We start from the raw sequence: 25,653 nt of genomic DNA, 5'->3' as shown, positions 1-25,653 counted from the left end.
GCCAGATGGCTCGACCTCCGGCTCGCGGAGTCGTGGGTGACATGATCTGACCCATGGAAACCGACGTCGTCGTCGTGGGAGCCGGCCTCGCCGGGCTCGTCGCCACCGCAGAGCTCACCGAGCGCGGCAAGCGGGTCGTGCTCGTGGACCAGGAGGGCGAGCAGTCCCTCGGCGGCCAGGCCTTCTGGAGCTTCGGGGGCCTCTTCCTCGTCGACAGCCCCGAGCAGCGGCGCATGGGCATCAAGGACGGCCTCGAGCTCGCCACGCAGGACTGGATGGGTTCGGCGCAGTTCGACCGCGAGGAGGACTTCTGGCCTCGGAAGTGGGCCGAGGCATACCTCCACTTCGCGGCCGGCGAGAAGCGCGCGTGGCTGCACGAGCGGGGCCACCGCCTCTTCCCCGTCGTCGGCTGGGCCGAGCGCGGCGACGGCCGCGCCGACGGGCACGGCAACTCCGTGCCGCGCTTCCACATCACGTGGGGCACCGGCCCGGGTCTCGTCGAGCCGTTCGAGCGCCGGGTCCGCGCAGCCGAGGCGAGCGGCCGGGTGACCTTCGCCTTCCGACACCGCGTCGACGAGCTCGTCGAGACCGCAGGCGCGGTGACTGGCGTCCGCGGTCACGTCCTCGTCGACGACGGCGCCGAGCGTGGCCGGCCGAGCAGCCGTGAGGAGGTCCGCGACTTCGAGATCGCAGCGCAGGCGGTCGTCGTGACGAGCGGCGGAATCGGCGGCGACCACGACCTGGTGCGGCGCAACTGGCCCGCGCGACTCGGCACGCCGCCGGCCCGCATGGTCGCCGGCGTCCCCGCCCACGTGGACGGCCGGATGCTGGGCATCACCCAGTCCGCCGGCGGCCGGGTCATCAACCCGGACCGGATGTGGCACTACACGGAGGGCCTGCGCAACTGGGACCCCGTGTGGGACAACCACGGCATCCGCGTGCTGCCCGGCCCGTCGTCGCTGTGGCTCGACGCGCGGGGCCGACGCTTCCCCGCGCCGTACTTCCCCGGCTTCGACACCCTCGGCACGCTGGGGCACATCATGCGCAGCGGCCACGACTACTCGTGGTTCGTGCTGACCCAGCGGATCATCGAGAAGGAGTTCGCGCTCTCGGGCTCCGAGCAGAACCCCGACCTCACCGGCAGGGACGTCAGGCAGGTGCTCGGCCGGGCCCGCGGCGGAGCACCCGGTCCGGTCGAGGCGTTCAAGCGCCATGGCGAGGACTTCGTCGTGGCCGACACCCTCGCGGACCTGGTGCGCCGGATGAACGCCCTCACGGGTGACGGGCTCATCGACCTCGAGTCGCTGCGCCGCACCATCGGGGCGCGCGACAACGAGCTGGACAACGACTTCACCAAGGACGCGCAGGTCACCGCCATCCGCGGCGCGCGGAACTACCGTGGCGACAGGCTGATTCGCGTGGCGAGCCCGCACAAGCTGCTCGACCCGAAGGCCGGCCCGCTCATCGCGGTCCGCCTCAACATCCTGACGCGCAAGACGCTCGGCGGGCTCGAGACCGACCTCGCAGGACGGGTGCTCCGTGCCGACGGCGAGCCGCTGCCCGGCGTGTATGCCGCGGGCGAGGTCAGCGGCTTCGGCGGGGGCGGGATGCACGGCTACAACTCCCTCGAGGGCACCTTCCTCGGCGGTTGCCTCTTCAGCGGTCGCACCGCCGGCCGGGCGGTCGCCGCCGCCCTCTGACCGCGGCGACGCGTCAGAGGCGGCCCCGCACGGGCGTGCGCTCGACGGGGTCGCCCTCCTCCGGCATCACCATCTCGGCCCGGACACCGAGCAGGCGCACCTCCCGATCAGGGTCGAGCCTCCCGGCGAGGGCGACGGCTGCAGCGACGACGTCGTCCCGCTCACTCGTCGGCGCCGGCAGCTTGCTGGCCTTCGTCTGCGTGAAGAAGGGCGCGTACCGGACCTTGAGGGTGACCCGGAAGACCGGCCGCCCCTCCTTGACGGTGTCGTCGAAGACCTCGGAGGCGAGCACCCGGACCGCGTCACGCACCTCGTCAGGCGTCGTCAGGTTGCGTTGGTAGGTGGTCTCGCGGCTGTGTCCCCGAGCCACCCACGGCGAGTCGTCCACCACGGCGGAGCCGAGCCCGCGACCCAGCTCGGAGTACCAGCGCCCCATCCGTGGGCCGAACTCGGCGACCAGGACGGACTCCTCGGCATCCGCGAGCTGACGCACCGTCTCGATCCCATGCGCGGCAAGGCGTTTGGACACCTTGGAGCCCACGCCCCACAGGTCGATGGTGGGTCGCTCACCCATGACCTCGAACCAGTTCTCACGAGTCAGCCGGAAGACACCACGAGGCTTGCCGAAGCCGGTCGCGATCTTGGCACGCACCTTGTTGTCCCCGATGCCGACGGAACAGTGCAGCTCGGTCGCGTCGAGCACCGTGGCGCGGGCCCGGTCGGCGAAGGCCTCGGGGTCGTCGGTTCCGACACCGAGGAACGCCTCGTCCCAGCCGAGCACCTCGACCACCACACCGAGCGAGCGCAGCGCGTCCATCACCTGCCCGGACGCCTCGGTGTACGCGGGGGCGTCGACGGGCAGGATCACCGCATCGGGCACCTTGCGCGCGGCCAGCCGCAGCGGCATGCCCGACCCCACACCGAACTGACGGGCCTCGTAGCTGGCCGTGGACACCACGGCCCGCTCGGTCGGGTCCCCCCGGCCGCCGACGATCACCGGCCGGCCGGCGAGCTCCGGTCGCCGCAGCACCTCGACCGCGGCGATGAACTGGTCGAGGTCGACGTGCAGCACCCAGTGGGCCGGGCCGGCGCTCATCTCGCCATTGTGCCCGGCCGGCCGAGGCGCGGGTCAGCCGCGAGGGAAGCCATCGCGCCGACCGGTTCGCCGCGACCGGTCCTTGACCGGCTTGCCGCCCCGGAAGGTGTAGACGGCCGGTCCCTCGTCGTGCGCCGGCCCCTGGAGGTCGTCGGCGTCCTCGACGTCGTCGGCGTGGTGGACGGTCCCGGACTCCTGCAACTCGACCTCGCCGGCCGCGTCGACCCCTTCGGCCTCGTCCGCCTGGTCGTCCACCTCGAACTCGTCGTCATCGTCGAAGAGGTCCGGGCCGGGACCTGCTGCATCGTCCTGCTCATGGGCCGCGACCATGACGCCGTGGAAGAGCATGGCGGCCGAAAGTGCCGTCAGCGCGAAGGCCGACACGGCGAGGGGCAGTCCGGTGTGGGCGCCACCGATCTCCGAGCGGAGCAGGTGCAGCCCACCGGCGCCCGCTCCGACGACCGCGGCGCCGACGAACCAGATGATCGTGGCCCGGGTCATTGATTTCCCCACGGGGTCACTCTGGCACACGCACCAGCCGCTGCCGCGCAGCGCTGGGCCGACGCCCTCGGCGCCGCAACCGGTTCGGCGTGCGTCAGCGTGCCGGGCGATCTGACCAGATCAACTCACGAACGGTTCGTGGGCTCGCCGCCGTGCCGACCTTCGTCTCGGTGACGGCGCTGCGCGCGACGGCCGTCGAGGATCGAGGCGACGTCTTTCCCGTCTTCGGCTTCGCCGCGTTCGGCTTCGATGCCTTCGTCCTGGCGGCCTCTGGCTTGGCTGCCGTGGGCTTGGGAGCCTTGCCGGCCGGGAATGGCTTCGACGCCTTGGGCGACGTCGCGCCGCGCGGCGCTGCAGGCACCGTGACGGTCACCGTGGCGGGGCTCGGGTCCAGCGCATCCAGTGAGAGCGTCAGCGCCTCGGCCGCCGGGGTCGACGCCCGCACCATCGCGCCGAGCCCAGGGACGGAGGGCCCGGGGACGGAGGGCCCGGGGACGGAGGGCCCGGCGGTCGCTCGGTCTGCCGCCGCCTCCGGGAGGGCGGGCGATGCGGTCCCGACCGAGGTGGCACGGGCCGAGGGGATGGCGGAGCTCGACGACGTCGCGGACGGCTCGTCGACCGCAGGGACCGCCGACGACACGGAGGCGGAAGGCCCAACGCCCGCCGTCGCGGTGGGCGAGGGTGCTGCCGGTGTGCGGAGGGCGGCATACGCAGCCTCGGACTCGACGGCCCGCGTCCCGTCGACGGCGACCGGCGAGCCGGCCACGGTGCCCGCCGGGCGCCGGTCGTGGGTCGTGACGGAGCCGACGATGAGGGCGGCCACCGCCACCCCGAGCAGGACGCCCGCCCCGCGGGGTCCACCCACGCGTGCCAGCGAGAAGGGGCCGCGGACGAGCGCGGCACTCGCGGTGAGCAGGGTCGAGACCCCAACGACGACAAGGCCGCCCGTGGGGCCGCCGACGAGGCAGCTGAAGGCGACGAGAGCGGCGAGCGTGGTGAAGCCCGGGATCGCGCCCTCGGGAACGCGGGGACGTGCAGGGTCGGCGAGCAGGTCGACCGGTTCGATCAGCAGGCCCGGACGCTCGGGCAGCGTGAAGGCGGCGTCGTCGAGGGCCGCCCAATGGGACAAATCGGACTTCACGGACACAGTGTGTCGGACCAGGTCCTCGTCCTGCTGCACCGGCCCCCCACCTTCCGTCGTGGGCGGAGTGGACTGCTCCGCGAGAACTCTAGGGCCCAGAGTCAGCCTTTGCACCACAAAGGGTAAAAGAAAGGCAAAGCGGCCTTCAGCGCTTGTCCAGTTGAGCGGGGTGCAGAGTGCCCACGAGCCACGCCGGCGTCTGGTCGGCGAAGTGCACGTCGCCGGCGTCACCGCTCGCCCCGAACGGCACGACCCAGCGGCTGGCGTCGCGGTCGACCAGGTCCCAGACGTAGCGTGCGACCGGGCCGCCGTAGCACTGGTCCGTCACGCCGGGGGCGCTCGCGGCCGCCAGCACGCATCCCTTGTCGCCGCCGACCGGGGCGCGCGGCACCGTGGGCACCAACCCGGCCGATGCCGTGGCGTCGCGACCGACGTCGAGGGCGTGTGCCGGCGAGAGCCAGTGGCGCTCGCCCCAGACGGCGCCCGAGCCCGTGCCCGTGCCCGGGCTCGGCGCGGGGCCCCTCCCCCGGCCAGTCTCCGCGGCCACCCGCTCGAGGGCCACGCGCACGCCCTGTGCGACGTCGATCCCGTGCTCGGGACCCAGCCGCGCCATCGAGTGCCAGCCGACGCCGATCTGGGTGACGACGTCGGTCCACGCGGCGAAGAGCGGCGAGATCCCGGCCGGCTCGTGCAGGGCCGCGAGGCTCGGGTGCTCGGCGAACCACCGGACCAGCGAGGTGCGCCAGGACGCGAAGAGCGCCGCGCCGCAGCTGCCCGCATCGCTGTGTCCGTCCCACGCGAGCAGCTCCTGCCGGACGTCGTCGGCCGGCCCGGAGACGTCGGCCGCTGCGACGAGCTCGCACATGAGCGGCGCCTGCCCGTTGAGGGTGTCGACGTGGATGGCCGCGCAGTCGTCAGCCGTGAGGGCCGTGCGCGACTCGATGAGCGCACGGATCCGGTTGGCACGGAAGGGAGTCGCGTACTCCACGCCGAGCCCGCCGCCGCTGGCCCGGTCGTTCGCGCTGACCATGAGGTCGCGGACCTCCTGCGCCGGTCCCCGGCGGTAGCCGTGCCAGGTGTGCCGCGCGTCCCAGGCCGGCACCGGCAGGACGGTCCCCACCGCGTCGCGCTCGGGAACCCGGCCCACGACGAGGTGGCGCATGCGGCCCGACACGTCGGCGACGAGGACGCTGTTGACCGGCTCCACCCAGCGGGAGAGCGCCTCCTCGACGTCGGCGACCGTCCGCGAGCGCAGCAGCGGCAGCAGGGCCCCGAAGCCGAGATCCTCCTCGACCTGCGTCGGCGTACGCAGGCTGCGGGCAGGTGGGGGCGCCCCGCGAGGCTGCTCACCCTCGCCGGTCCACTCCCGAGCCGCCCTGACCTCCGCGGCCGCGCGGTCGAGCTCCGCCTCGAGGCCGCTCACGATGGGTCCGCGCGCCGTGACGACCACCGGCACGCGAACGTCCGCGCCGTCGCGCACCCGCACCGTCTCGGTGAAGCTGCTCACCGGCTGCCACCCGTCGATCCCACGAGCCTCCAGCAGCGGGCCCCCATTCGCGTCGACTCCCTTGTGCCGCAGTGACTCCACCGTCAGGTCCTGGTAGTCGGCCATGGCGTTCGTGATGCCCCACGCGACCGAGCCGGTGTGCGCGAAGTGCTGCACGCCCGGGACCCCGGGGAAGGTGAAGCCCACGACGTCGAACTCGTCGCAGGCCAGCCCCACCTGCTGGTAGCAGCCGGGCAGCTCGATCGTGCGGTGCGGGTCGCCAGCCACGAGCGGCAGGCCGCTCGCCGTGCGGTGCCCCCCGACGACCCAGGCGTTGCTCCCCGACGCCTGCGCGCGCTCGGCGCCCTCCGCGTCGAACATCGGTAGCGCGTCCGCGCCGAGGTGGTCGGCGACGTGTGCGTTGAAGAGCTTGGACGGGAAGGTGCCGAAGAGCAGGTGGATGCCCCAGAAGATGCCGAGCGGCGTCCAGGGCTCCCACGGACGGGGAGCGGCGGCATACGAACGCAGGCCGAGCGACGCGATCTCGGGGGTGTCCACGAGCCCCTCCGCGAGCGTGTCGTTGACCCCGTCGACGTATGCCGTCAGCCACGCCTGCGTCTGGGCGTCGAGTCGCTCGAAGCAGCGGCGGACGGTCGGCTCGAGGCACACCTGCCGGGCGAAGCGGTCCCAGGGGAGGCCTGCGGCGCCGACGTACTCGGCGGTGCGGCCCTCCATGCGCCACCGGTGGTGCTCCACCTGCCACCCGCGGTCGAGCGCGGTGACGCGCCCCTGCAGCCGGGCGAGCGCCAGGACGTCGGGGGCCGTGAGGTGCGGGATGCCGAGGCCGTCACGCCGCACCTGCGGCCGCTCGGTCACTCAGCCGCCGCCGGTCACTCGTGCGACCGCGCGAAGCGGCTCTCGATCTCGCGCAGGAAGGCGTCGGAGATCCGGCGGTACTGCTGGCCGGTCAGGGTGATGGGGTCGCCGACCTGGAGGTGCAGGACGCTGCGCCCGGGATCGAGGCGCAGCTGCGGGTCGGCCATCATCGTGCCGCCGTTCTCCATCAGGGAACGGGCCACGACGCGCACCTCGTTGAGGGCGTTGCCGTCCTTGCCCTCGACGCCGCGCAGGCGGTGGACGAAGTAGCCCTCGAGGACGAGCAGCATGTTGTTGAAGTACTCGTACTCGAGGGAGTCGAGAGCCCCCTCGAGTCCGGAGACATCGGCGTCACCGTGGTCGCGGGCGGCTCGGGCGACCTCCTGGAACATCGCGATCTGCGACTCCATCCGGGAGCGGCAGGCGTCGATGTAGTCCTGCTCGTACTCCTCGACCCCCAGCATGGCCCCAGCGTAGCGAGCCGAGGGGCCGGTAGGTTGGCGTCATGGCAGGCCGTGAACGCAACGTCCTCGGCGGCGAGCTCGAGTCGTGCGGCACCGACCCGATGACCGGCTTCTACCGCGACGGCTTCTGCACCACCGGCCCCGAGGACCGTGGCAGCCACACCGTCTGCGTCGTCGCGACTGCGGAGTTCCTCGAGCACCAGCGCAGCGTCGGCAACGACCTGGTGACGCCCCGGCCGGAGTGGCGCTTCCCCGGCCTGACCCCGGGCGACCGGTGGTGCGTCGTCGCGAGCCGCTGGCTGCAGGCCCACCAGGACGGTGCGGCCGCGCCGGTTCTCCTCGCTGCGACCCACGAGCGGGCCCTCGAGGTGATGCCGCTCCAGCTGCTGCAGTCCTATGCCGTCGACATCCCCGACGACCCCGGGTCGCTGCTGTGACCACGAGCCCGGGGCGGCTCGAGGCCGACTGCAGCCGGTGCTTCGGGCTCTGCTGCGTCGCCCTGCCCTTCGCGCGGTCGGCCGACTTCCCCGTCGACAAGGCCGGGGGTGAGCCGTGCCGCAACCTGCTCGCCGACCACCGGTGCGGCATCCACGACCGCCTGTCCGCCGAGGGCTGGCGCGGCTGCGTGACCTTCGAGTGCTTCGGCGCGGGCCAGCAGGTCTCGCAGGTCACCTTCAGAGGGGTCTCGTGGAGCGAGGCGCCCGACCAGGCTCCGAGGATGTATGCCGTCCTGCCCGTCATGCGGCAGCTGCACGAGATGATCGCCCACCTGCTCGAGGCGCTCGAGCTGGAGACCGACGGCACCACCCGAGCCGCGCTGGCCGTGGCTCGTCGCGAGGTCGACGCCGCCACGGCGGGCGGACCGGAGGAGGTGCTGGCCGTCGACCTCGTGGCGCTGCGGTCCAGGGTGGGTGAGCTCCTGCGGACCGCGAGCGCGACCGCGCGGGGGCACCGTCGGCGGCGTGACGGCATACGGAAGGTTCCGCGACGGGTGCGGGCCGGTGCCGACCTCGTCGGTGCAGACCTGCGGGCCCGGGACCTGCGCACGGCCGACCTCAGGGGCGCGCTGCTCATCGCCGCCGACCTGCGCGACGCCGACCTGCGCTGGGCCGACCTGCTCGGAGCGGACCTGCGCGACGCCGACCTGCGCGGTGCCCGGCTGGACGGAGCGCTCTTCCTCACCCGGCCGCAGCTCGCCGCTGCGCGCACCTGAGTCCTGACCGCCAGGATCATTCCCCCATAAGCGCTACGCCGGGACCCCCCAGCACGCACAATCGAGCCACTGTCCCCGTCGAGCACCGGAGTCGACCGTGCGCCGAGCCCAGGCCACAGCTGTTGCCGGGCTGCTCGCTGCGCTGGGCCTGGCCGGCTGCTCCTCCGGGACCCCGCAGGTCGAGCTGAGCCAGGTGGTGGGGGCCACGGGAGCCACGGGGCCGCCGGCGCCGACCCAGACCGTGACCGTCACGCAGATCGACACCCGGACGGTCACTGCGACGGCGAGGGTGCTCGTGACCGCAACGGTCACGGCCACGCCGACCGTCACCGTGACGGCGCTGCCGCACCCGAGCCTCACCACGAGCACCGTCTTCAACCGGCCCGCCGCCCTGGCCGGCTACGGCAACCTGGTGAGCGACGTGCGGGTCCTGGACCGGATGGCCCTGACCGGCAGTGCGGCAGCCCTCCAGCTGGACCTGCTGGCCCAGCACCTCGCCCAGCTACGCGCCAACGGCCCACCGCCCGGGCTCGACGCCCCCAGCTACTACGGACGGCTGGGCTCGCTGGTGCTCTTCGCGCAGGCAGCCTCCGGGGAAACTGCGGCGAACTCGCCTGTGGCACAAAGCCGCTACGCCGTCATCCGGCAGGAGACCGCCGTGCTGCTCTCGCTCGTCAATGGCGCGCTCGCGACGACCTTCGCGCTGCCGGCGCCCGTCCCACGGCCGACCACGACAACTCGCTGAGTCGGCAACCGCCGCCAGCTGCGGTGGCTCAGCTGCGGTGAGGCGGCTCTGCGTGGACGCGGCGACTCAGCCTCGAGTGGGACCTCGGAGCCGGCACCCGTGACCAGACGGCGCGCTGCAGGGCCAGGGTGACCCACCCCGCGAGGGCCATGCCGACGATGTTGAGGACGAGCTGCAGCCCGCTCCCGCGCACCTCGGCCCACGCGCCGAAGGCGAGGCCGAGCGCCACGTTGCCTGCAGCGGGGATGGTGGTCACGGAGATGAAGACCCCGCTCAGGCCGCCGACCTTGGCGGATGTCAACGACAGCACGCCCGCCGCTGCCGCGAGGACGGCGACGATGAACGACCACTTGTCCGGTGAGTAGATGAACCCGGTCGCCGGCCGCTTGCCCGTGATGTCCTCGAGCGTCACCCAGCCCAGGGCGCGCCCGGCGAGGCCGGCCAGGCACGTGACGAGGATGGCGACGCCGAAGCCGACGACCAGGGCTCGGGCGGCGACGGCCAGCAGAAGCGGCCGCCGGCGCACGAGGGCCACGCCGAGCGCGGCGATGGCGCCGAACTCGGGGCCGAGGACCATCGCGCCGATGACCAGGATCTGCGAGTCGAGGACGATGGCGATGCCGGCGATGAGGGTCGCGAGCGACATGAACGACAGGAACGTCCAGTTCAGCTCGCTGTCGTCGTACGAGCGCTGCGCCACCTGGGCCCATACGACGGCGTCGGCGCTGCTGCCGGGCGTCTCCTCGTCGGCCTGGAAGCCGGCGCGCGAGATCCACGTCGTCACCGGTTCGATCTGCAGCATCCCGCCCTCGTGCACGCCGAGGTCGCGGAGCCGGTCGACGAGCACGTTGGCGCCCTCGCGGGCCACGTGCGCCTCCACGACGTCGCCCACGGGACGGACGGCGGCGCCCCGCACGACCGACAGCGTGCTCACCGCGGTGGAGTCGGCGAGCACCTGCGTGACCTGCTCGGTCAGCTCGCTCGGGATGGTGGCGGTCAGTCTCAGCATGTCCGACAGTCTGCCGCGCGGTTGACACCCCGGCCCTCCCCGCCGACAGTGACATCGAGAGATCAGTTCCGGCGAAGGGGGCCCCCATGAGCCATGGCGGCGGGTCCCCCACGTGAGCCGCTCCCACGGCCACACGCACGGCGCCACCGGTCACGCGGGAGGACGGCACCGCTGGCGGCTCGCGGTCGCCTTCGGGCTCGTGGCGGCATACTTCGTCGTCGAGCTCGTCTCGGGCCTCGTGTCCGGCTCGCTCGCGCTGCTCTCCGACGCCGGCCACCTGGCCGCCGACGTCGTCACCCTCGGCGCCGCGCTCGTCGCCACGCGGATCGCGACGCGCGCCGACACGACCGGTCGACGCACCTTCGGGTCGTACCGCGCCGAGGTCTTCGCCTCCGGGCTCGCGGTGCTGCTCATGCTCGGCGTCTCGGTCTACATCGCCGTCGAGGCGATCGGGCGCATCGGGTCGAGCCCCGAGATCGCCTCGGGCACCATGCTCGTCGTCGGCGTGATCGGCCTCGTCGTCAACCTCGCCGCCCTGCTCCTGCTGCGCGGTGGCGCGGCGGAGAGCCTCAACGTCAAGGGCGCCTACCTCGAGGTGGTCGGCGACACCGTGGGCTCCATCGGCGTCATCGCCGCGGCCCTGCTCGTCCGGGCGACCGGGAGCGCGCGGTGGGACACCGTCGTCGCGCTCGCCATCGCGGTCTTCGTCGCCGTGCGCGCCGTCGGGCTGGGTCGTGAGGTGCTCGCCGTCCTCGGCCAGCACGCCCCGACCGGCCTCGAGCCCACCGAGCTGCTGACCGCGCTCGCCGAGGTGCCGAAGGTCACCGAGGTGCACGACCTCCACGTGTGGACGCTGACCTCGGGGATGGACGTCGCGACCGCGCACCTCGTCACGGCACGCGCGGACGCCGGACCGGAGGTGCTCGACGCGGCCAGCCGCATGCTGCGCGAGCGCTTCCACGTCGCCCACGCCACGCTGCAGGTCGAGACCACCGACCGGAGCCAGTGCCGAGGCGCCGACTGGTGAGGACCTCCCGGGACCTTGACGGCGGGTCCCGCGACCGACAGGGTGACCGACCGTGACCCTTCAGGCGCGGTTGTCCCCCCTGCTGCGGGCTCGGCTCGCCGCCGGCACCGCCTTCTTCGTGCAGGGCCTGCTCTTCATCTCCCTGACGACCCGGCTCCCCCAGGTGCAGCTGAAGTGGTCGCTCGACGAGCTCGCCGTCAGCGGACTGCTCCTCATGGTGGTCCTGCTCGCCGGGCTGGGTTCGGTCGTCGCCGAGGTCGTGGCGGCACGCTCGTCGAGCGCCGTGGTCGTACGGGTGGGGCTCGTCCTCGCGACCGTGGGCTTTGCGGCGCTGCTCGTCGCGCCGGCGTTCGGCATCTTCGTCGCCGGGCTCGCCGCCTACGGCCTGGCCCTCGGGCTCGTCGACGCGTCCTCGAACATGCAGGCGGTCACGGTCGAGCACCTCTACGGCCGCCCGATCCTGCCCTCGTTCCATGCCTTCTGGACCGCCGGCGGCATCCTCGGCACGCTCGTCACGCTCGCGACGTCAGGCGTGCAGCTCGGCCCCGCGCTGCTGCCGCTGCTCGCCTTCCCGGTCGCGGCTCTGGCCGCGCCCTACGTGCGCCGCGACCGCCTCGTCGAGACGGACGCGACCGTGGACGTACCCTGGCGGCGAATCGTGCTGATCGGCGTCGCGCTGGTCCTCTTCTACATGGTCGACACGGCCGCGACGACGTGGGGCCCGGTCTACCTCGACGGCACCCTGAACGCCCCGACCAACCTCGCCGCCCTGGCCACCCTGCCCTACCTCGTCGCGACACTGCTCGCCCGCGCGGTGGGCGACGGCCTCGTCGACCGGCACGGAGCCGTCTGGCTCCTGCGGATCAGCGGTGTGGTCGCCTCGGCCTCCCTCGCCGTCATCGTCTTCGCACCGACGTGGCCAGTCGCCGTCGTCGGCTTCACCGTGCTCGGCGGGGCCGTCGCGACGATTGCGCCCCTCAGCTTCTCGGCCGCCGGGGCGCTCGCCGGTGGTGAGGGCGACTCGGCCGGCGAGCACATCGACAAGACCGATCAGGTCGTGGCGCGCTTCAACCAGTTCAACTACGTCGGAGCGCTGCTGGGCGCCGTCCTCACCGGCGCGGTCGGCTCCGACAACCTGCGCCTGGGCTTCGCCGTCCCGATGGTCCTCGTGCTCGGGATCATCCCGCTCGCGACGCAGTTCGCCATCATCCGTCGGCGGGGTGTCCCGACTCCATCGAGCTGAGGACGTCCCGCAGCACAGCCAAGGCGGGCGCGATGCCCTCGAGGGGTATGCCGCCGACGCCGAACGCGAGCCCGTGGCGGGCCGGCTGTTCCAGGTACCGGACGGACAGCGGCTCGACGAAGACGCCTGCGCTCGCAGCGTTTCGGGCCACCTCCACGTCGTCGATGGCGGGATCGCCCAGCATCGTGCACAGGTGCAGTCCGGCGGCCGAAGGGATGACCTCGAGCCAGTCGGCGAGCCCGTCGCGCCTCGTGAGCCCGTCCAGCAGGGCCTCCCGCCGAGCGCGGTAGACCTTCGCGGCGCGCCGCACGTGCGCGGCATGGTGGCCCTCGGCGAGGAAGTCGGCGAGCGCCCCCTGGGTCACCGCGTCACCGTCCCAGACGCTGACGCGTTTGGCCTCGCGCAGGGCAGCCGTGAGGGAGGTCGGGGCCACGGCATACCCGACCCGGAGCGCCGGCAGCAGCGACTTGGAGAAGGATCCGACGTAGACGACGCGACCATCCCGGTCGAGGCTCTGCAACGGCTCGAGGGGTCGGTCGGCGAACCGGAACTCGCTGTCGTAGTCGTCCTCGATGCCACGGCATCGTGCCGGACCGCCCACTCCAGCAGGGCGATCCGTCGTGAGCGAGACATCGCCACACCGGTCGGGTGCTGGTGCGAGGGCGTCACGTAGACGACACGCGCTGTCTCGGGCAGCGCCTCCACGACGATGCCCTCGCCGTCGACCGGGACGCCACGCACCACGGCGCGGTGGGTCGTGAAGAGCCGGGCCGCAGCCGCGTAGCAGGGGTCCTCCACCGCGACGACGTCACCGGGCTCGACCAGGACGCGCGCGATGAGGTCGAGCGCCTGCTGCGCCCCTGAGGTGGTCACCACGTCCTCCGCCGAGGCGACGACGGAGCGGGACAGACCGGCATACCTCGCGATCTCCGCCTCGAGGCGGCTCGCCGCACGAGGCGAGGAGAGCTCGTCGTACGTGCCCGCGGACAGCCGGCTGCGCCGCAGCGTGCCGCTGACCAGACGTCGCCAGGTCGCGAGGGGGAAGAGCGACTCGTCGGGCACACCGACGGAGAAGTCGTGGGCCGCGCCCGCCGGTCCGGGCGCCGGTTGCCCACCGGTCGACCACAGGGGCACCGGTGTGACCGCCCCCGTCCGGGCCCGGCGTCCAGCTCCCCGCCCCGGCAGCATGCAGCCGGCCGCGACGAAGGTGCCGGCGCCGCGGCGGCTCTCGAGCAGCTCCTCCGCGACGAGCCGGTCGTATGCCGTCGTGACGGTGCCGCGCGACACCCCCAGCGTCGCCGCGAGGTCCCGGGAGGCCGGCACCCGGTCTCCCCCGGCAAGACGGCCGTCGAGGACGGCGGTGCGCAGCTGGGCGTAGATCTGGGCGGCGAGGTCACCGGAACCGGTCACGGTGACGTGGAGGTCCATCATCGCAACCTAGGGTGGACCAAACCAGTTGGCAAGAAGTGGCTCTTCTGACCGGTCCAATCGACGACCACTCTGAGGGCATGGCGACGACCCGAGGCATCACCCGGTCCGACCGCGCCGCTGCCGGCTCCGGAACGGGCAGCGTCTCGGCCGCGACCCGCGGCGCCCTGACCGTCGCCCAGGGCACGGCCCTGTCCGTCGGTGCGGTTCTGGGGACCGGGGTCATCACCCTGCCTGCCCTGGCGGCGGAGGTCGCCGGCCCGGCCTCGCTCCTCGCGTGGGCGGCGCTCGTGCTGCTCTCCGTGCCCCTGGCCAGCACCTTCGCGGCCCTCGGGGCGCGCCACCCGGACAGCGGAGGCGTCTCGACCTACGTCCGTCGTGCCTTCGGCGACCGGGCCGCCGGGGCGGTCGGCTGGTGCTTCTACTTCGCGATCCCGGTCGGAGCGCCTCCGGCGTCGATGATGGCGGGCGGCTACGTCGCCGACGTCGTGGGCGGCGGCCGCACCACCTCGGTCGTGGTGGCGGCGGCACTCGTCCTCGGCACTGGCGTGATGAACCTGGCCGGGCTGCGCTTCTCGGGCCGGGTCCAGCTCGGGCTCGCGAGCGTCCTGGCCCTGCTCATCACGGCGACCATCGCCGTCGCGCTGCCGCACGGGAGCACGGCGTCCCTGAGCCCCTTCGCCCCGAACGGCTGGGCAGCCGTGGGCACGGCCGCAACCGTGCTCGTGTGGGGCTTCGCCGGCTGGGAGGCCGTCGCCTCGCTGGCCGCGGACTACCGCGACCCCCGCCGCGACGTGCCCCGGTCCACGGGCATCGCCGTCGCGGTCGTCGGCGTGCTCTACCTGGGACTGGCCGCGACGAGCGTCCTCGTGCTCGGGCCCGCCACGGGTCGCAGCCAGGCACCGCTCTCGGACCTCATGGCGATCGCCCTCGGCGGCCAGGCGCGCGTCGTGACGGCCGTCGCCGCGGTCCTGCTCACCGTCGGGGCCATGAACGCGTACTACGCCGGCGGGTCGAGGCTGGGGGCGGCGCTGGCCCGCGACGGCGCGCTGCCGCAGTGGCTGGCGAAAGGCGGCGAGGCCGGTCAGGTACCGCGCCGCAGCATCGCCCTCGTGACGGTCGCCTCGGCCGTCTCCTTGCTGCTCGCCGTCGTGCTCGACCTCGGCCTGACGCCGCTGATGCTGCTGGCGACCGGTTGCTTCACGCTCGTCTACGTCCTCGGCACCGCCGCTGCCCTGCGGCTGCTGCCGCAGCGCACCCTCGGCTGGTGGACGGCCGCCGTCGCCTTCACGTCGGCCCTGGCCCTGCTCGTGGCCAACGGCGTCCACGCCCTGTGGGCCCTCGCGGTCGTCGGCCTGTCCCTGGCCTACCAGTCCCGCAGACGCCGGTCGGCCGCGCGCAGCTGATTCCGCCCTCCTTGGCGGCGACCCTCTGTGGCACCGCGTCCAGCGGCGTTCAGCAGCGGCCGGCGGCGCCCAGCCATGTCCGGCACTCCCAGCGGCGCGCCCTAGACTTCGCCGCCGTGACGACACAGCGGACGGAACGTACCCCACTCAAACGGTGGTTCCTCGACGCCGAGGAGGCCGACCCCGGCGGCTACTACGAGCGGGAGAGCGAGGCCCGGGAGCAGAAGCACGTGCAGCCGTGGTGGCGGGTCATGTGCCTCACGGGTGTCGACTACTTCTCAACGCTCGGCTACCAGCCGGGCATCGCGGCCCTCGCCGCCGGCGCCCTCTCCCCGGTTGCGACCCTCGTACTCGTGCTCATCACGCTCTTCGGGGCGCTGCCGATGTACCGCCGGGTCGCCGCCGAGAGCCCGCACGGCGACGGCAGCCTGTCGATGCTGGAGCGGCTGCTGTCCTACTGGCCGAGCAAGATCCTCGTGCTCTGTCTCATCGGCTTCGTGGCGACCGGCTTCGTCATCACGATCACCCTCTCCGCCGCCGACGCGAGCGCCCACCTCATCGAGAACCCCTACCTGAAGTCCACGTTGACCGGCCGGCAGGTCGGCGTCACCCTGGCGCTGCTCCTGTGCCTCGCCGGCATCTTCCTCAAGGGCTTCAAGGAGGCGATCGGCATCGCCGTCGTCCTCGTGGTCGCGTATCTCGGGCTGAGCTTCGTCGTGCTCGTCAGCGGGGTGATCGCGATCGGCGACCACCCGACGGCCTTCAGCGACTGGATCTCGGCCATGACGTCGGCGCACTCGGCGCCGTTCGGGATCATCGGCGCCTCCCTGCTCGTCTTCCCGGCGCTGGCCCTCGGTCTCTCCGGCTTCGAGACGGGGGTCGTCGTCATGCCGCTCGTGAAGGGCGACCCGACCGACACCGCGGAGAAGCCCGAGGGCCGCATCCGCAACGCCCGCAAGCTGCTCACGACCGCCGCGCTCATCATGAGCGTGCTGCTCATCGGGTCCTCGCTCGTCACGACGCTGCTGATCCCGCCCCCCGCCTTCCAGCCCGGCGGCCCGGCCAACGGGCGCGCGCTGGCCTACCTCGCCCACGACCTGCTCGGTGAGGGCTTCGGCACGGTCTACGACGTGTCGACCATCGGCATCCTGTGGTTCGCCGGAGCGTCCGCGATGGCAGGGCTGCTCAACATCGTGCCGCGCTACCTGCCGCGCTACGGCATGGCGCCGGACTGGGCGCGGTCCACCAGGCCCCTGGTGCTCGTCCTGTCGTTCATCGCTGCCGCCGTGACGCTCGCCTTCCAGGCCAACGTCGACGAGCAGGCGGGGGCGTATGCCACCGGCGTGCTCGCGCTCATGACCTCCGCCGCGATCGCCGTGTTCCTGACGGAGCTGCGGCGGGGCCACCGCGCGGCAGCGGCATTCTTCGCCGTGGTCAGCGCGATCTTCGTCTACACGATCACCATCACGATCGAGCAGCGCCCCGAGGGTCTCGTCATCGCGCTGATCTTCATCGCGCTCATCGTCGTCATCAGCGTCTGGTCCCGCATCGTGCGGTCGACGGAGCTGCGGGTGCAGCGGGTGGTCTATGACGACAGCGCGCGGGCGATCCTCGACGATGCCGTCCTGGGGCCGCAGCCGTTGCGCTTCATCGCGAACAAGATCAACGCCGGCGACCGCGACGAGTACCGGGCGAAGTCCCTCGACGTGCGGATGCGCAACCATCTCAACGCCAGGCAGGGCGCGATCTTCCTCGAGGTCGAGATCAGCGACGCGAGCGACTTCGCCACCACCGTGCACGTCGGCTCGGCCGTCGTCGGCGGGCATTACATCCTGCGCGCGACGGGGCCGTCCGTGCCCAACGTGCTGGCGGCCGTGCTGCTCGACGTGCGCGACCGGGTGAGCAAGCCGCCGCACATCTACTTCGAGTGGAGCGAGAAGGCGCCCGGGCAGAACGTGCTGCGCTTCCTGCTCGCCGGCGAGGGCGACATCCCGCCGCTGACGCACGAGATCATCCGCAGGGCCGAGCCCGACGCCGCCCGCCGGCCGCAGGTGCACGTCGGCGGCTGAGCGGCGCCGCGCGGCTGAGCGGGGCCTTGCGACTCAGGCCCGGTCGGCCCAGCGCCCGGGTGTCGCGCGGTAGACGCGGGACGCTCCCTCGTACCACTTCTCCATGACCCCGAGGTCGTCCATGCCGAGCCGCCGGCAGACGGCCTGGGACCGCTCGTTCGCCGTGTGGGTGATGGCGTAGATCTCGGGGAGGCCGCCGTCGAAGCCGTGCTGCATGACCGCAGTCGCGGCCTCGGTCGCGAAACCGTGGCCCCACGAGTCGGGGTGCAGGTGCCACCCGAGCTCCACCTCGCCGTCGTCGGCGTTCGGGAGGGTCAGCAGGATGACCGAGCCGGCGATCACGCCGGTCTCGCGCACCTGGACCGCCCAGAAGCCGAGCGGCGGTGTCTCGCTGCGCTCCTGGTAACGGTCGATGCGGGCGTGCGCCTCGTCGAGGTCCTTCATCAGGACCGGCTCCCCGTCGCCCAGCCACTTCACGACCTCGATGCGGCCCTGGATGTCGAGCAGGCGGTCCGCCTCGTCGTGCGACCAGGGACGGATGATCAGGCGGGTGGTGTGGAGCTCCATGGCGCCACGCTCGCACTCGACTCGACGTGCGTCCAGAGGATTCCCGGCGCCCCGCCGGCGCTCCGGCGGCGCGACGCGCACCACGCCGACCGTTCCGCCGCCCGCTGTGCGTTGGGTCCTCCAGTGACGCGCACGCTCCCGACCACGCGTAGTCACACACAATGACCGCTGAGTCACCCCAAGACCCAACGCACAGCCTCTGCGGCAACAGCCATCATGCGGCCGCATCAGCACGCCAGCCAGCCCTCCCCGCCGGGACTCGGCAAGGTCGTCCACATCCCTCCTGGCCGGGCCGGCCTTTGTCCACAGGACTGCTTTCTCGACGACGCGCCGGCGCCCCGGCCGGTCACCCTGCGTCCATGACCGTCCCCATCAGCCATGGGCCCGACGCCTTCGGCAACGCGCTGCGCCACGTGCGCCGCACCTACCTGCTGAGCCAGCGCGGGCTCGCCGACCGGCTGGGCGTCTCGCACAGCCGCATCTCCCGGCTCGAGAGCGGTCATCACGGCCTCACGCTCGACGCCGCGCTGTCGCTCTACCGCGTGCTGGGCTTCAGCATCGAACTCACCCACCTCTTCCCGTGCCCCGCCAGCGACGACATCCAACCGCGGTGCCACGACTGGGACGACGACGGCGCCGTCGGACACGTCGACGCGGCGCTGCGTGCGTTCCCGGCCCATGCGGCGGTGGGCCCGGGCATCCCCACGTGGTGGGGCGTGCGGCATGGCTGGGGAGCGTCGGACAGGGAGGACCTCTGTGGTTCCGTGACCGCCGGTCGCCGCCGGAGCTGGCGGCACGGCAGGATGGCCGCATGTCCGACAGCGATGGTGCAGGCGTGAGCGACGACGCGACGACCGTGCCGAGCGAGATCAGCGAGGCTGCCCGGGCGTATGCCGCCGTCCGCCCCGAGGTCGAGGCCGCCACCGGCCTGTTCGTCGAGATGGTGACCCTGCTGCTCGACGAGGCCGGGATCAACTACCTCAGCGTCAGCGGCCGCACCAAGTCCGTTGCCTCGTTCGCCTCCAAGGCCGAGCGACGCCGCGACGGTGAGCTGCTCTACCCCGAGCCGCTCACCGACATCACCGACCAGATCGGCGTGCGCGTCATCACCTACGTCCACGACGACGTCGCCGCCGTCGCCGAGCTGCTCGCCGAGGAGCTCGCCGTGCTCGACGACCGGGACATGGGCCTGGAGACGGCGCGCTCCGGCCGGTTCGGCTACGCCAGCCGCCACCTGCTCGTCGCGGTCGACGCCAGCCGCACCGTCCCCGCCTCCTACCAACCGCTGCGACGTCGGAGCGCGTCGGTCCAGATCCGCACCGTGCTGCAGCACGCCTGGGCCGAGTTCGAGCACGACATCCGCTACAAGGGCACCGTCCCCGAGGAGCACGCGCACGACCTGGACCGCCGCTTCACCCTGGCCGCCGGGCTCATCGAGCTCGCCGATCGCGAGTTCTCGGCCATCCGCGACCGGCTCCAGATGGCGCTGCCCGCGACCCCACCGGACGCGGCCGAGCAGGACGCACGCATCAGCGCCCAGGACCTCGCCAAGTTCCTCGCCGCCGAGTATGCCGACGCCGGCTGGTCGCGCACCGACCACTACACCTGGGTCTCCGGCCTGCTGCTCGAGCTGGGCATCACCTCCGTCGATGCGCTGGCCGAGGTCATCGCTCCGGTCGACGGGGCCGACCTCATCGAGCGGATGGGCTACAAGTACCCTCCCGGCGCGGTGCGCCGGCTCGACGACGCCCTGCTCGCCACCTTCGGCACGCGCTACCTCGACCTCGAGGGCAACGCCCACCGCAGGGCGTCCCTGGAGGGCCGCCTGGAGCGCCTCGCGGGCGGGTGATCCGAACCGATCTCGGCAACGTGTCGATTTCCGGTGCTCGAGTTCGTCAGGATGATGTGGCGAGGGTCGCCACCTGCGCATCGCGCACCTGAACGAGAAGGAGCCGGCCATGGCCGACACATACGTCTACATGATCCACGAGGGCGACTGGGACTCCGACGCGTACCTCGGTGGCAACACCACCACGGACGCCGGTCCGGCCGGCAAGGACCCGGGCGCTCCCGGCGCGGCACCCGACACCGACGGGATGTTCCCGGAGCACACCGCCTTCCAGAAGGCCGTCGCCAACCTGGGCGCCCGTGTCGTCGGCGGTGCGGCCCTGCAGAACAGCCGCCACGGCGGCACGGTCGTCCCCGGCGCCGCGGGCCGCCTCGTCGAGGACGCCGTCTACACCGACGGTCCCTTCGCGGACACCTCCGAGGTCATCACCGGCTTCTACATGGTGGAGACCGACGACGAGGACACCGCTCGCCGCATCGCGGCACTCGTGCCGACCGGCGGCCACATCGAGTGGCGCAAGGTCTTCCCGACGGGGATGTGAGTGCCACTCGGGACAGGTGAGTTCGAGGAGGCGTGGCCGCGCATCGTGCGCGCCCTCGCCTCCTTCACCGGGAGCCTCGACGAGGCCGAGGAGTACGCCGCCGAGGCCGTCGCCCGCGCCGCCGCCCACGAGGGCGACGGCGGGGCGCCGATCGAGTCGTATGCCGCGTGGTGCACCTCGGTGGCCAAACGGGCCTGGCTCGACGACTCCCGGCGCCGGAGCGTCGAGCGACGTCTGGCTCCCGAGCTCGCCCGCCCCGAGACGGACCCCCGGTCCGGGCACCTCACCGATCGCACCGTCATGGATGCCGACGACCTCTCCCGCGAGGGCCTCGACGACCGCCTCGCCCTGCTCTTCGTCGCCTGCGACGAGGCGATCTCCCCCGCGTCCCGGATGGTCCTCGCTCTGCGCGTCGTGTGCGGCCTCACCATCCCGGAGATCGCCGGCCACCTCGGGGTGCAGGACACGGCGGCGGCCGCCCGCCTCACCCGTGCGAAGCGCGCCCTCGCCGACGCGCGTGGCGCCTTCCACGTCCCTGACGTGACCGAGCGGGCACGCCGCCTTCCGGTTGTGACCGCCTGTGTCGCAGGGATGTTCACGGTCGCCCACCGCACCGTTCTGGACCCGGCCGACGGTCTCGCCGATACCGGACGCCAGGCCCTGTCCATCGCCGACGCGCTCGTCGCGGCCTATCCCGACGACAGCGAGGTGCGAGGGCTGCGCGCCGTCATCCGCCTCGGCCTGGCGCGCCGTCCCGGCCGTGTCGACGACAGCGGGACGGGCCTCGCCCTGGACGAGGTCGACCGGACCCGTTGGGACCTCACCCTGCTGCGGGCCGGCCTCGACGACGCGACGGTCGCGGCCGCGGGCGACGGGCGCTTCGCGATCGAGGCGGCGATCGCCGGCCTGCACTCGAGCGCAAGCTCGTTCGAGCGCACCGACTGGCCGCGCATCGTCCAGCTCTACGGCGCGCTCGAGGACCGCTGGCCCTCTCCCTCGGTCCGGGTCGCCCGCCTCGTCGCCACGGCCCACAGCATCCTCGCGACCACCTCGAACGGGCGGCCCCTGGCCTCCGTGGAGGCGGAGCTGGTGGCGCTGGAAGGCGGCGCCCCGGCATACGCCAGCCGTGACGCGAGCCTCGCCCTCGCCGACCTCGAGTGGCGCACCGGACGGCGGGAACAGGCGTCAGCCCGCTACCGCGACCTCGCAGACGTCATGCCCGTCGAACCGCTGCGACGCTTCTGCCTGCGTCGGGCGGGTCTCACTCGCCCGTGACGCCGTCGATCGCCTCGCGCAGGAAGTCCGCGTGGCCGTTGTGGCGGGCGTACTCCTCGATCATGTGCAGCAGGATCCAGCGCAGCGTGAACTGCTGGTTGTCCTTGCGCGACAGCGTGGCCGAGCGGAACTCGAGCCCGCCGGCGGCCAGCGCCGCGTCGATGTCGCGACGCGCCTGCGCGACGGACTCGTCCATGAGGCGGCGCAGCTCCTGGGGACCGTCGTCGCGAGCGGACGTCATCTCCCAGTCGGGGTCGGCGTCCCAGTCGGCGCCCGCCCACGGCTCCGGCACGGGTCGGCCGTGCAGCACCTCCCCGAACCAGCTCGCCTCGTTGAGCGCGACGTGCTTGAGCAGGCCGCCGAGCGTGAGCGTCGACGGCGAAAGCGGCTGGGCCAGCTGTTCGCCCGAGAGCCCCTCGGTCTTGAGCCGGAGGGTGTCGCGGTGGTAGTCGAGGAAGGCGACGAGCGTCGTGGCCTCGTCGGCGGCGAGCGGAGGATCGGTGCGCTGGGACGTCATGGCCCCAGACGCTAGTGTCCGAGCCGCGAAATACGCCTGCCTTTTGAGCGGGGCCGGGAGCACACTGCGATGGTGCCGTCATCCAGCCAATGGGTCGCGTTCCTCGTCGCGTCGATCCTCTTCATCCAGGTCCCGGGCCCCAGCCTGCTCTTCACCATCGGCCGGGCCCTCACCGTCGGCCGGCGCGCGGCGCTGCTCTCAGTCGTCGGCAACGCCATCGGCGTCACCGCCCAGGCGGTCCTCGTCGCCGTTGGGCTCGGCGCAGTGGTCGCCACGAGCATCACCGCCTACACGGTCATCAAGCTCGCCGGCGCGGCATACGTGATCTGGCTCGGCATCCAGGCGATCCGTCACCGGCGCGAGGCGCGAGAGGCGCTGGAGCGGCAGGTCTCGGCGCGGCGGGGCCACGCCCTGCGCGTCGGCTTCGTCGTCGGCCTCACCAACCCCAAGACGATCCTCTTCTTCGTGGCCTTCCTTCCGCAGTTCGTCGACGGCCGCGCTGGGCACGTCGGTGCCCAGATGGCCCTGCTCGGCGGCGTCTTCGGCGTGATGGCGGTCTGCAGCGACAGCATGTGGGCCCTGCTGGCGGCTCGGGCGCGCGAGTGGTTCGCGCGCAAGCCCGCCCGGCTCGACGCCCTCGGGGCCACCGGAGGCGTCATGATGGTCGGCCTCGGCGCGACGATGCTGGCCAATGAGTAGCCGCGTGCTGACGAGATCTGTTTGACTGCGATGGTGGCATCGCCTCAGGTGACGGCTCCGGCGGATCGGCCCGAGACCCCTCAACGGCTCCGCGAGCACGAGCAAGCGCTCGAGCGGGTGAAGCAGGCGTATGCCGCCCTGCCGCCCGACCTCCCGGTGCGGCTGGCCAAGCGCACCTCGAACCTCTTCCGCACCCGTAGTGCCACCGATGCGCCACGTCTGGACCTGTCGGCGCTCCGGGGCGTCATCCAGGTCCGTCCGGGCGTCGACGGCGGCCCCGCGAGCGCGCTGGTGGGCGGGCTGACGACCTACGAGCAGCTCGTCGACGAGCTGCTGCCGCACGGCTACGTGCCGCTCGTCGTGCCGCAGCTGCGGACCATCACGATCGGTGGGGCGGTGACCGGGCTCGGCATCGAGGCCGCGTCGTTCCGCAACGGCCTGCCCCACGAGTCGGTCCTCGAGATGCGGATCCTGACCGGCAACGGCGACATCGTGACCGCGACGCCCGACGGCGAGCACGCCGACCTCTTCCGGACCTTCCCCAACTCCTACGGCTCGCTCGGCTACGCCCTCGACCTCGTCATCGAGCTCGAGCCGGCCCGGCCGTACGTGGCGCTGCGCCACGTGCGCTTCGACTCGGTTACTGCCCTGACCGACGCCGTGGGCGACGTGATGGGCTCGCAGACGTGGGACAGCGACCGGGTGGACTTCGTCGACGGCGTCGTCTTCGGCCCGACCGAGGCATACGTCACCCTGGGACGCTGGACCGACCACCTCGAGGACCAGGCCCGCCCCAGCGACTACACCGGCGACCAGGTCTTCTACCGCTCCATCCAGCAGCGACGCACCGACGTGCTGACGGCCCACGACTACCTGTGGAGGTGGGACACCGACTGGTTCTGGTGCAGCCGCGCCTTCGGCGCCCAGAACCCGACGGTCCGCCGCCTCTGGCCCAGACACCTGCTGCGCAGCGACGTCTACTGGAAGATCGTCGCCTTCGAGAACCGGCACCGGGTCATGGCCCGGATCGACCGGCTCCGTGGCCTGCCCGACCGTGAGCGCGTCGTGCAGGACGTGGAGATCCCACTCGACCGGACGGCCGAGTTCGTCGACTGGTTCCTGCGGGAGGTGCCCATCGAGCCGGTCTGGCTGTGCCCGATCCAGCTGCGCGGCAGTGGGTACACGGACCCGGTGGGACCACGCGAAGAGCAGGACGGGGCCGCACCCCCGTGGCCCCTCTATCCGATGAGAATCGACGAGCGCTACGTCAACGTCGGCTTCTGGTCGACCGTCCCCGTCGCGCCAGGCGCGCAGGACGGCGACGTCAACCGCCGTGTCGAGGCGGAGGTCACCCGCCTCGGCGGCCACAAGTCCCTCTACTCCGACGCCTACTACGACGAGGCCACCTTCGCCGCCCTCTACGGCGGCACGGCATACGCCCCCGTCAAAGGCAGGTACGACCCGAGGGGACGGTTCCCGTCCCTCTACGAGAAGGCGGTGCAGGCTCGATGACGATGACCGTGGGACAGGCGTTCGACTGCGTGTTCGGCCCCCACGCACCCGTGCGGGTGGTGGCTTGGGACGGCTCGGAGGGCGGCAGCCCTGACGGGCTCGTGATCCGGCTGACCAGCCCGGACGCGCTCAACCACGTCCTGGCGGCGCCCGGTGACCTCGGGCTGGCTCGCGCGTACCTGCACGGCGACCTCGTCATCGACGGGATGGACGAGGCCGACCCCTACGAGGTGCTCCGCGTCTTCAGCGACGGGCTGACACCGCGCCGGCCCCGGGGGCGCGACGCCGCCGAGCTGGCCCGGTTCCTGGCCCACCACAGGCTGCACCCGCCGGCCCTGCCCCCGGAGGAGACGCCGAGCCCGCTCAGGCGGATGGCGCACGGCCTGCGCCACGGGCGGGCGCGCGACGCCGCGGCGATCAGCCACCACTACGACGTGTCCAACACGTTCTACGAGAACGTGTTGGGTCCGTCGATGACCTACACGTGCGCCTGCTTCCCCACCGACGAGGCCTCGCTCGAGGAGGCCCAGGCGTACAAGTACGACCTCGTCGCCCAGAAGCTCGGCCTGAAGTCGGGCATGCGGCTGCTCGACGTCGGCTGCGGCTGGGGCGGCATGGTGCGCCACGCCGTCAAGCACTACGGCGTCACCGCGCTCGGCGTCACCCTGTCGCGCGAGCAGGCCGCGTGGGGGCAGGCCGCGATCGAGGCCGACGGCATCGGGGACCGCGCCGAGGTGCGCCACGGCGACTACCGCGACGTCACCGAGCGAGGCTTCGACGCCATCAGCTCCATCGGCCTGACCGAGCACATCGGCGTCAAGAACTACCCGGCATACTTCCGGTTCCTGCGCGAGCGCCTCCGCGACGAGGGGCGCCTGCTCAACCACTGCATCACCCGTCCCGACAACCAGCACGCCGGCCTGCCGGCGCGCGGGTTCATCAACCGCTACGTCTTCCCCGACGGCGAGCTGACCGGCAGCGGCGACATCGTGCGGGTGATGGAGGACGAGGGCTTCGAGGTGCGCCACCACGAGAACCTCCGCGAGCACTACGCCCGCACCTGCGCGGCCTGGAACGCCAACCTCGCCAAGAGCTGGGACGACTGCGTCGAGCTCGCCGGTCTAGGTCGCGCCCGGGTCTGGGGTCTCTACCTCGCCGGATCCCGACTTGCCTTCGAGCGCAACGAGATCCAGCTGCACCAGGTCCTGGCGTCGCGAACGAGCCGCGAAGGGGTGTCCGGCTTCCCGCTGCGGCCCAGGTTCGAGCCGGCCGACGCCTGAGCCAGCCGC

Annotated in this window: 25 protein-coding genes; 15 read left to right on the top strand and 10 right to left on the bottom strand. The window is 72.6% G+C overall.

Annotated elements, in window-relative coordinates; genetic code table 11:
- Positions 1–53: 53 nt before the first annotated feature.
- On the top strand, positions 54–1,700 hold the full coding sequence (locus AC3WRT_RS06970; RefSeq protein WP_492720737.1) for an FAD-binding dehydrogenase: 1,647 nt from the start codon (positions 54–56) through the stop codon (positions 1,698–1,700).
- Between the two features lie 13 nt (positions 1,701–1,713).
- Here AC3WRT_RS06970 and AC3WRT_RS06965 read toward each other — a convergent pair whose 3' ends face one another.
- The 5 genes from AC3WRT_RS06965 to AC3WRT_RS06945 all read right to left on the bottom strand — a co-directional run bounded on the left by AC3WRT_RS06965 (position 1,714) and on the right by AC3WRT_RS06945 (position 7,264).
- Entirely contained in the window at positions 1,714–2,796 is a 1,083-nt protein-coding gene (locus AC3WRT_RS06965; protein WP_492720736.1) for a DNA polymerase IV, read from the bottom strand.
- A 33-nt stretch (positions 2,797–2,829) separates the two neighbouring features.
- Complete coding sequence (locus tag AC3WRT_RS06960) at positions 2,830–3,297, bottom strand: hypothetical protein (protein ID WP_492720735.1); 468 nt, start codon at positions 3,295–3,297, stop codon at positions 2,830–2,832.
- 94 nt (positions 3,298–3,391) lie between these two features.
- Complete coding sequence (locus AC3WRT_RS06955) at positions 3,392–4,438, bottom strand: hypothetical protein (protein ID WP_492720734.1); 1,047 nt, start codon at positions 4,436–4,438, stop codon at positions 3,392–3,394.
- Positions 4,439–4,583: 145 nt separating this feature from the next.
- Positions 4,584–6,800 (bottom strand): penicillin acylase family protein, encoded by a 2,217-nt coding sequence (locus AC3WRT_RS06950; RefSeq protein WP_492720733.1) that lies wholly within the window; start codon positions 6,798–6,800, stop codon positions 4,584–4,586.
- A gap of 14 nt (positions 6,801–6,814) precedes the next feature.
- Positions 6,815–7,264: a hypothetical protein gene (locus AC3WRT_RS06945; RefSeq protein WP_492720732.1), complete on the bottom strand. Its 450-nt coding sequence runs from the start codon at positions 7,262–7,264 to the stop codon at positions 6,815–6,817.
- Between the two features lie 41 nt (positions 7,265–7,305).
- Between AC3WRT_RS06945 and AC3WRT_RS06940 the strand changes: the two genes are divergently transcribed.
- From AC3WRT_RS06940 to AC3WRT_RS06930, 3 genes are all read left to right on the top strand, one after another.
- On the top strand, positions 7,306–7,701 hold the full coding sequence (locus AC3WRT_RS06940; RefSeq protein WP_492720731.1) for a DUF2237 family protein: 396 nt from the start codon (positions 7,306–7,308) through the stop codon (positions 7,699–7,701).
- Positions 7,698–8,477, top strand: a complete 780-nt coding sequence (locus AC3WRT_RS06935) for a pentapeptide repeat-containing protein (protein ID WP_492720730.1) — start codon at positions 7,698–7,700, stop codon at positions 8,475–8,477. The genes AC3WRT_RS06940 and AC3WRT_RS06935 overlap by 4 nt, the downstream gene beginning before the upstream one ends.
- Before the next feature lie 97 nt (positions 8,478–8,574).
- On the top strand, positions 8,575–9,222 hold the full coding sequence (locus tag AC3WRT_RS06930) for a hypothetical protein (protein WP_492720729.1): 648 nt from the start codon (positions 8,575–8,577) through the stop codon (positions 9,220–9,222).
- A 28-nt stretch (positions 9,223–9,250) separates the two neighbouring features.
- Here AC3WRT_RS06930 and AC3WRT_RS06925 read toward each other — a convergent pair whose 3' ends face one another.
- Entirely contained in the window at positions 9,251–10,231 is a 981-nt protein-coding gene (locus tag AC3WRT_RS06925) for a DUF389 domain-containing protein (RefSeq protein WP_492720728.1), read from the bottom strand.
- A 112-nt stretch (positions 10,232–10,343) separates the two neighbouring features.
- Here AC3WRT_RS06925 and AC3WRT_RS06920 point away from each other — a divergent pair, with 112 nt between their 5' ends.
- Together AC3WRT_RS06920 and AC3WRT_RS06915 are read left to right on the top strand one after the other, a co-directional pair.
- Positions 10,344–11,258: a cation diffusion facilitator family transporter gene (locus tag AC3WRT_RS06920; RefSeq protein WP_492720727.1), complete on the top strand. Its 915-nt coding sequence runs from the start codon at positions 10,344–10,346 to the stop codon at positions 11,256–11,258.
- 52 nt (positions 11,259–11,310) lie between these two features.
- Complete coding sequence (locus AC3WRT_RS06915) at positions 11,311–12,501, top strand: MFS transporter (RefSeq protein ID WP_492720726.1); 1,191 nt, start codon at positions 11,311–11,313, stop codon at positions 12,499–12,501.
- Here the strand turns inward: AC3WRT_RS06915 and AC3WRT_RS06910 are convergent.
- A complete protein-coding gene (locus AC3WRT_RS06910) occupies positions 12,464–12,961 on the bottom strand; it encodes an aminotransferase class I/II-fold pyridoxal phosphate-dependent enzyme (protein WP_492720843.1) in 498 nt (165 codons plus the stop codon). The genes AC3WRT_RS06915 and AC3WRT_RS06910 overlap by 38 nt on opposite strands.
- Positions 12,862–13,929 carry an aminotransferase-like domain-containing protein gene (locus AC3WRT_RS06905; RefSeq protein WP_492720725.1) on the bottom strand — a complete coding sequence of 356 codons (1,068 nt, stop codon included), beginning with the start codon at positions 13,927–13,929 and terminating at the stop codon, positions 12,862–12,864. The genes AC3WRT_RS06910 and AC3WRT_RS06905 overlap by 100 nt, the downstream gene beginning before the upstream one ends.
- An 80-nt stretch (positions 13,930–14,009) precedes the next feature.
- On the opposite strand from AC3WRT_RS06905, the gene AC3WRT_RS06900 reads away from it, so the two are divergent.
- Both AC3WRT_RS06900 and AC3WRT_RS06895 read left to right on the top strand, forming a co-directional pair.
- Entirely contained in the window at positions 14,010–15,335 is a 1,326-nt protein-coding gene (locus AC3WRT_RS06900) for an APC family permease (RefSeq protein WP_492720724.1), read from the top strand.
- 116 nt (positions 15,336–15,451) lie between these two features.
- A complete protein-coding gene (locus tag AC3WRT_RS06895; protein ID WP_492720723.1) occupies positions 15,452–17,404 on the top strand; it encodes an APC family permease in 1,953 nt (650 codons plus the stop codon).
- Between the two features lie 33 nt (positions 17,405–17,437).
- Here the strand turns inward: AC3WRT_RS06895 and AC3WRT_RS06890 are convergent, their stop codons facing one another.
- A complete protein-coding gene (locus AC3WRT_RS06890; RefSeq protein ID WP_492720722.1) occupies positions 17,438–17,971 on the bottom strand; it encodes a GNAT family N-acetyltransferase in 534 nt (177 codons plus the stop codon).
- 359 nt (positions 17,972–18,330) lie between these two features.
- Here AC3WRT_RS06890 and AC3WRT_RS06885 point away from each other — a divergent pair, with 359 nt between their 5' ends.
- The 4 genes from AC3WRT_RS06885 (at position 18,331) to AC3WRT_RS06870 (ending at position 21,636) form a co-directional block, all read left to right on the top strand.
- Positions 18,331–18,810: a helix-turn-helix transcriptional regulator gene (locus tag AC3WRT_RS06885; RefSeq protein ID WP_492720721.1), complete on the top strand. Its 480-nt coding sequence runs from the start codon at positions 18,331–18,333 to the stop codon at positions 18,808–18,810.
- The gene (locus tag AC3WRT_RS06880; protein ID WP_492720720.1) at positions 18,783–19,820 is read left to right on the top strand and encodes a GTP pyrophosphokinase; all 1,038 of its coding nucleotides are present in this window, start codon (positions 18,783–18,785) and stop codon (positions 19,818–19,820) included. Before AC3WRT_RS06885 ends, AC3WRT_RS06880 begins: the two co-directional genes overlap by 28 nt.
- 109 nt (positions 19,821–19,929) lie before the next feature.
- Positions 19,930–20,361, top strand: coding sequence for a YciI family protein (locus AC3WRT_RS06875; protein ID WP_492720719.1), 432 nt, complete (start codon positions 19,930–19,932; stop codon positions 20,359–20,361).
- Entirely contained in the window at positions 20,362–21,636 is a 1,275-nt protein-coding gene (locus AC3WRT_RS06870) for a DUF6596 domain-containing protein (protein WP_492720718.1), read from the top strand.
- On the opposite strand, the gene AC3WRT_RS06865 is transcribed toward AC3WRT_RS06870, so the two are convergent.
- On the bottom strand, positions 21,623–22,153 hold the full coding sequence (locus tag AC3WRT_RS06865; protein WP_492720717.1) for a DinB family protein: 531 nt from the start codon (positions 22,151–22,153) through the stop codon (positions 21,623–21,625). The genes AC3WRT_RS06870 and AC3WRT_RS06865 overlap by 14 nt on opposite strands.
- Before the next feature lie 69 nt (positions 22,154–22,222).
- On the opposite strand from AC3WRT_RS06865, the gene AC3WRT_RS06860 reads away from it, so the two are divergent.
- The 3 genes from AC3WRT_RS06860 to AC3WRT_RS06850 are packed head-to-tail and all read left to right on the top strand — an operon-like array spanning position 22,223 to position 25,644.
- On the top strand, positions 22,223–22,852 hold the full coding sequence (locus AC3WRT_RS06860) for a LysE family translocator (protein WP_492720716.1): 630 nt from the start codon (positions 22,223–22,225) through the stop codon (positions 22,850–22,852).
- 33 nt (positions 22,853–22,885) lie between these two features.
- Complete coding sequence (locus tag AC3WRT_RS06855; RefSeq protein ID WP_492720715.1) at positions 22,886–24,364, top strand: FAD-binding oxidoreductase; 1,479 nt, start codon at positions 22,886–22,888, stop codon at positions 24,362–24,364.
- Entirely contained in the window at positions 24,361–25,644 is a 1,284-nt protein-coding gene (locus AC3WRT_RS06850) for a class I SAM-dependent methyltransferase (RefSeq protein WP_492720714.1), read from the top strand. The genes AC3WRT_RS06855 and AC3WRT_RS06850 overlap by 4 nt, the downstream gene beginning before the upstream one ends.
- The last annotated feature ends 9 nt before the right edge of the window (positions 25,645–25,653 follow it).

Source organism: Terrabacter sp. FW104-15G4B (assembly GCF_058790095.1).
The sequence above is the reverse complement of the archived record's forward strand: the minus strand, read 5'-3'. Positions and strand labels throughout refer to the sequence as shown.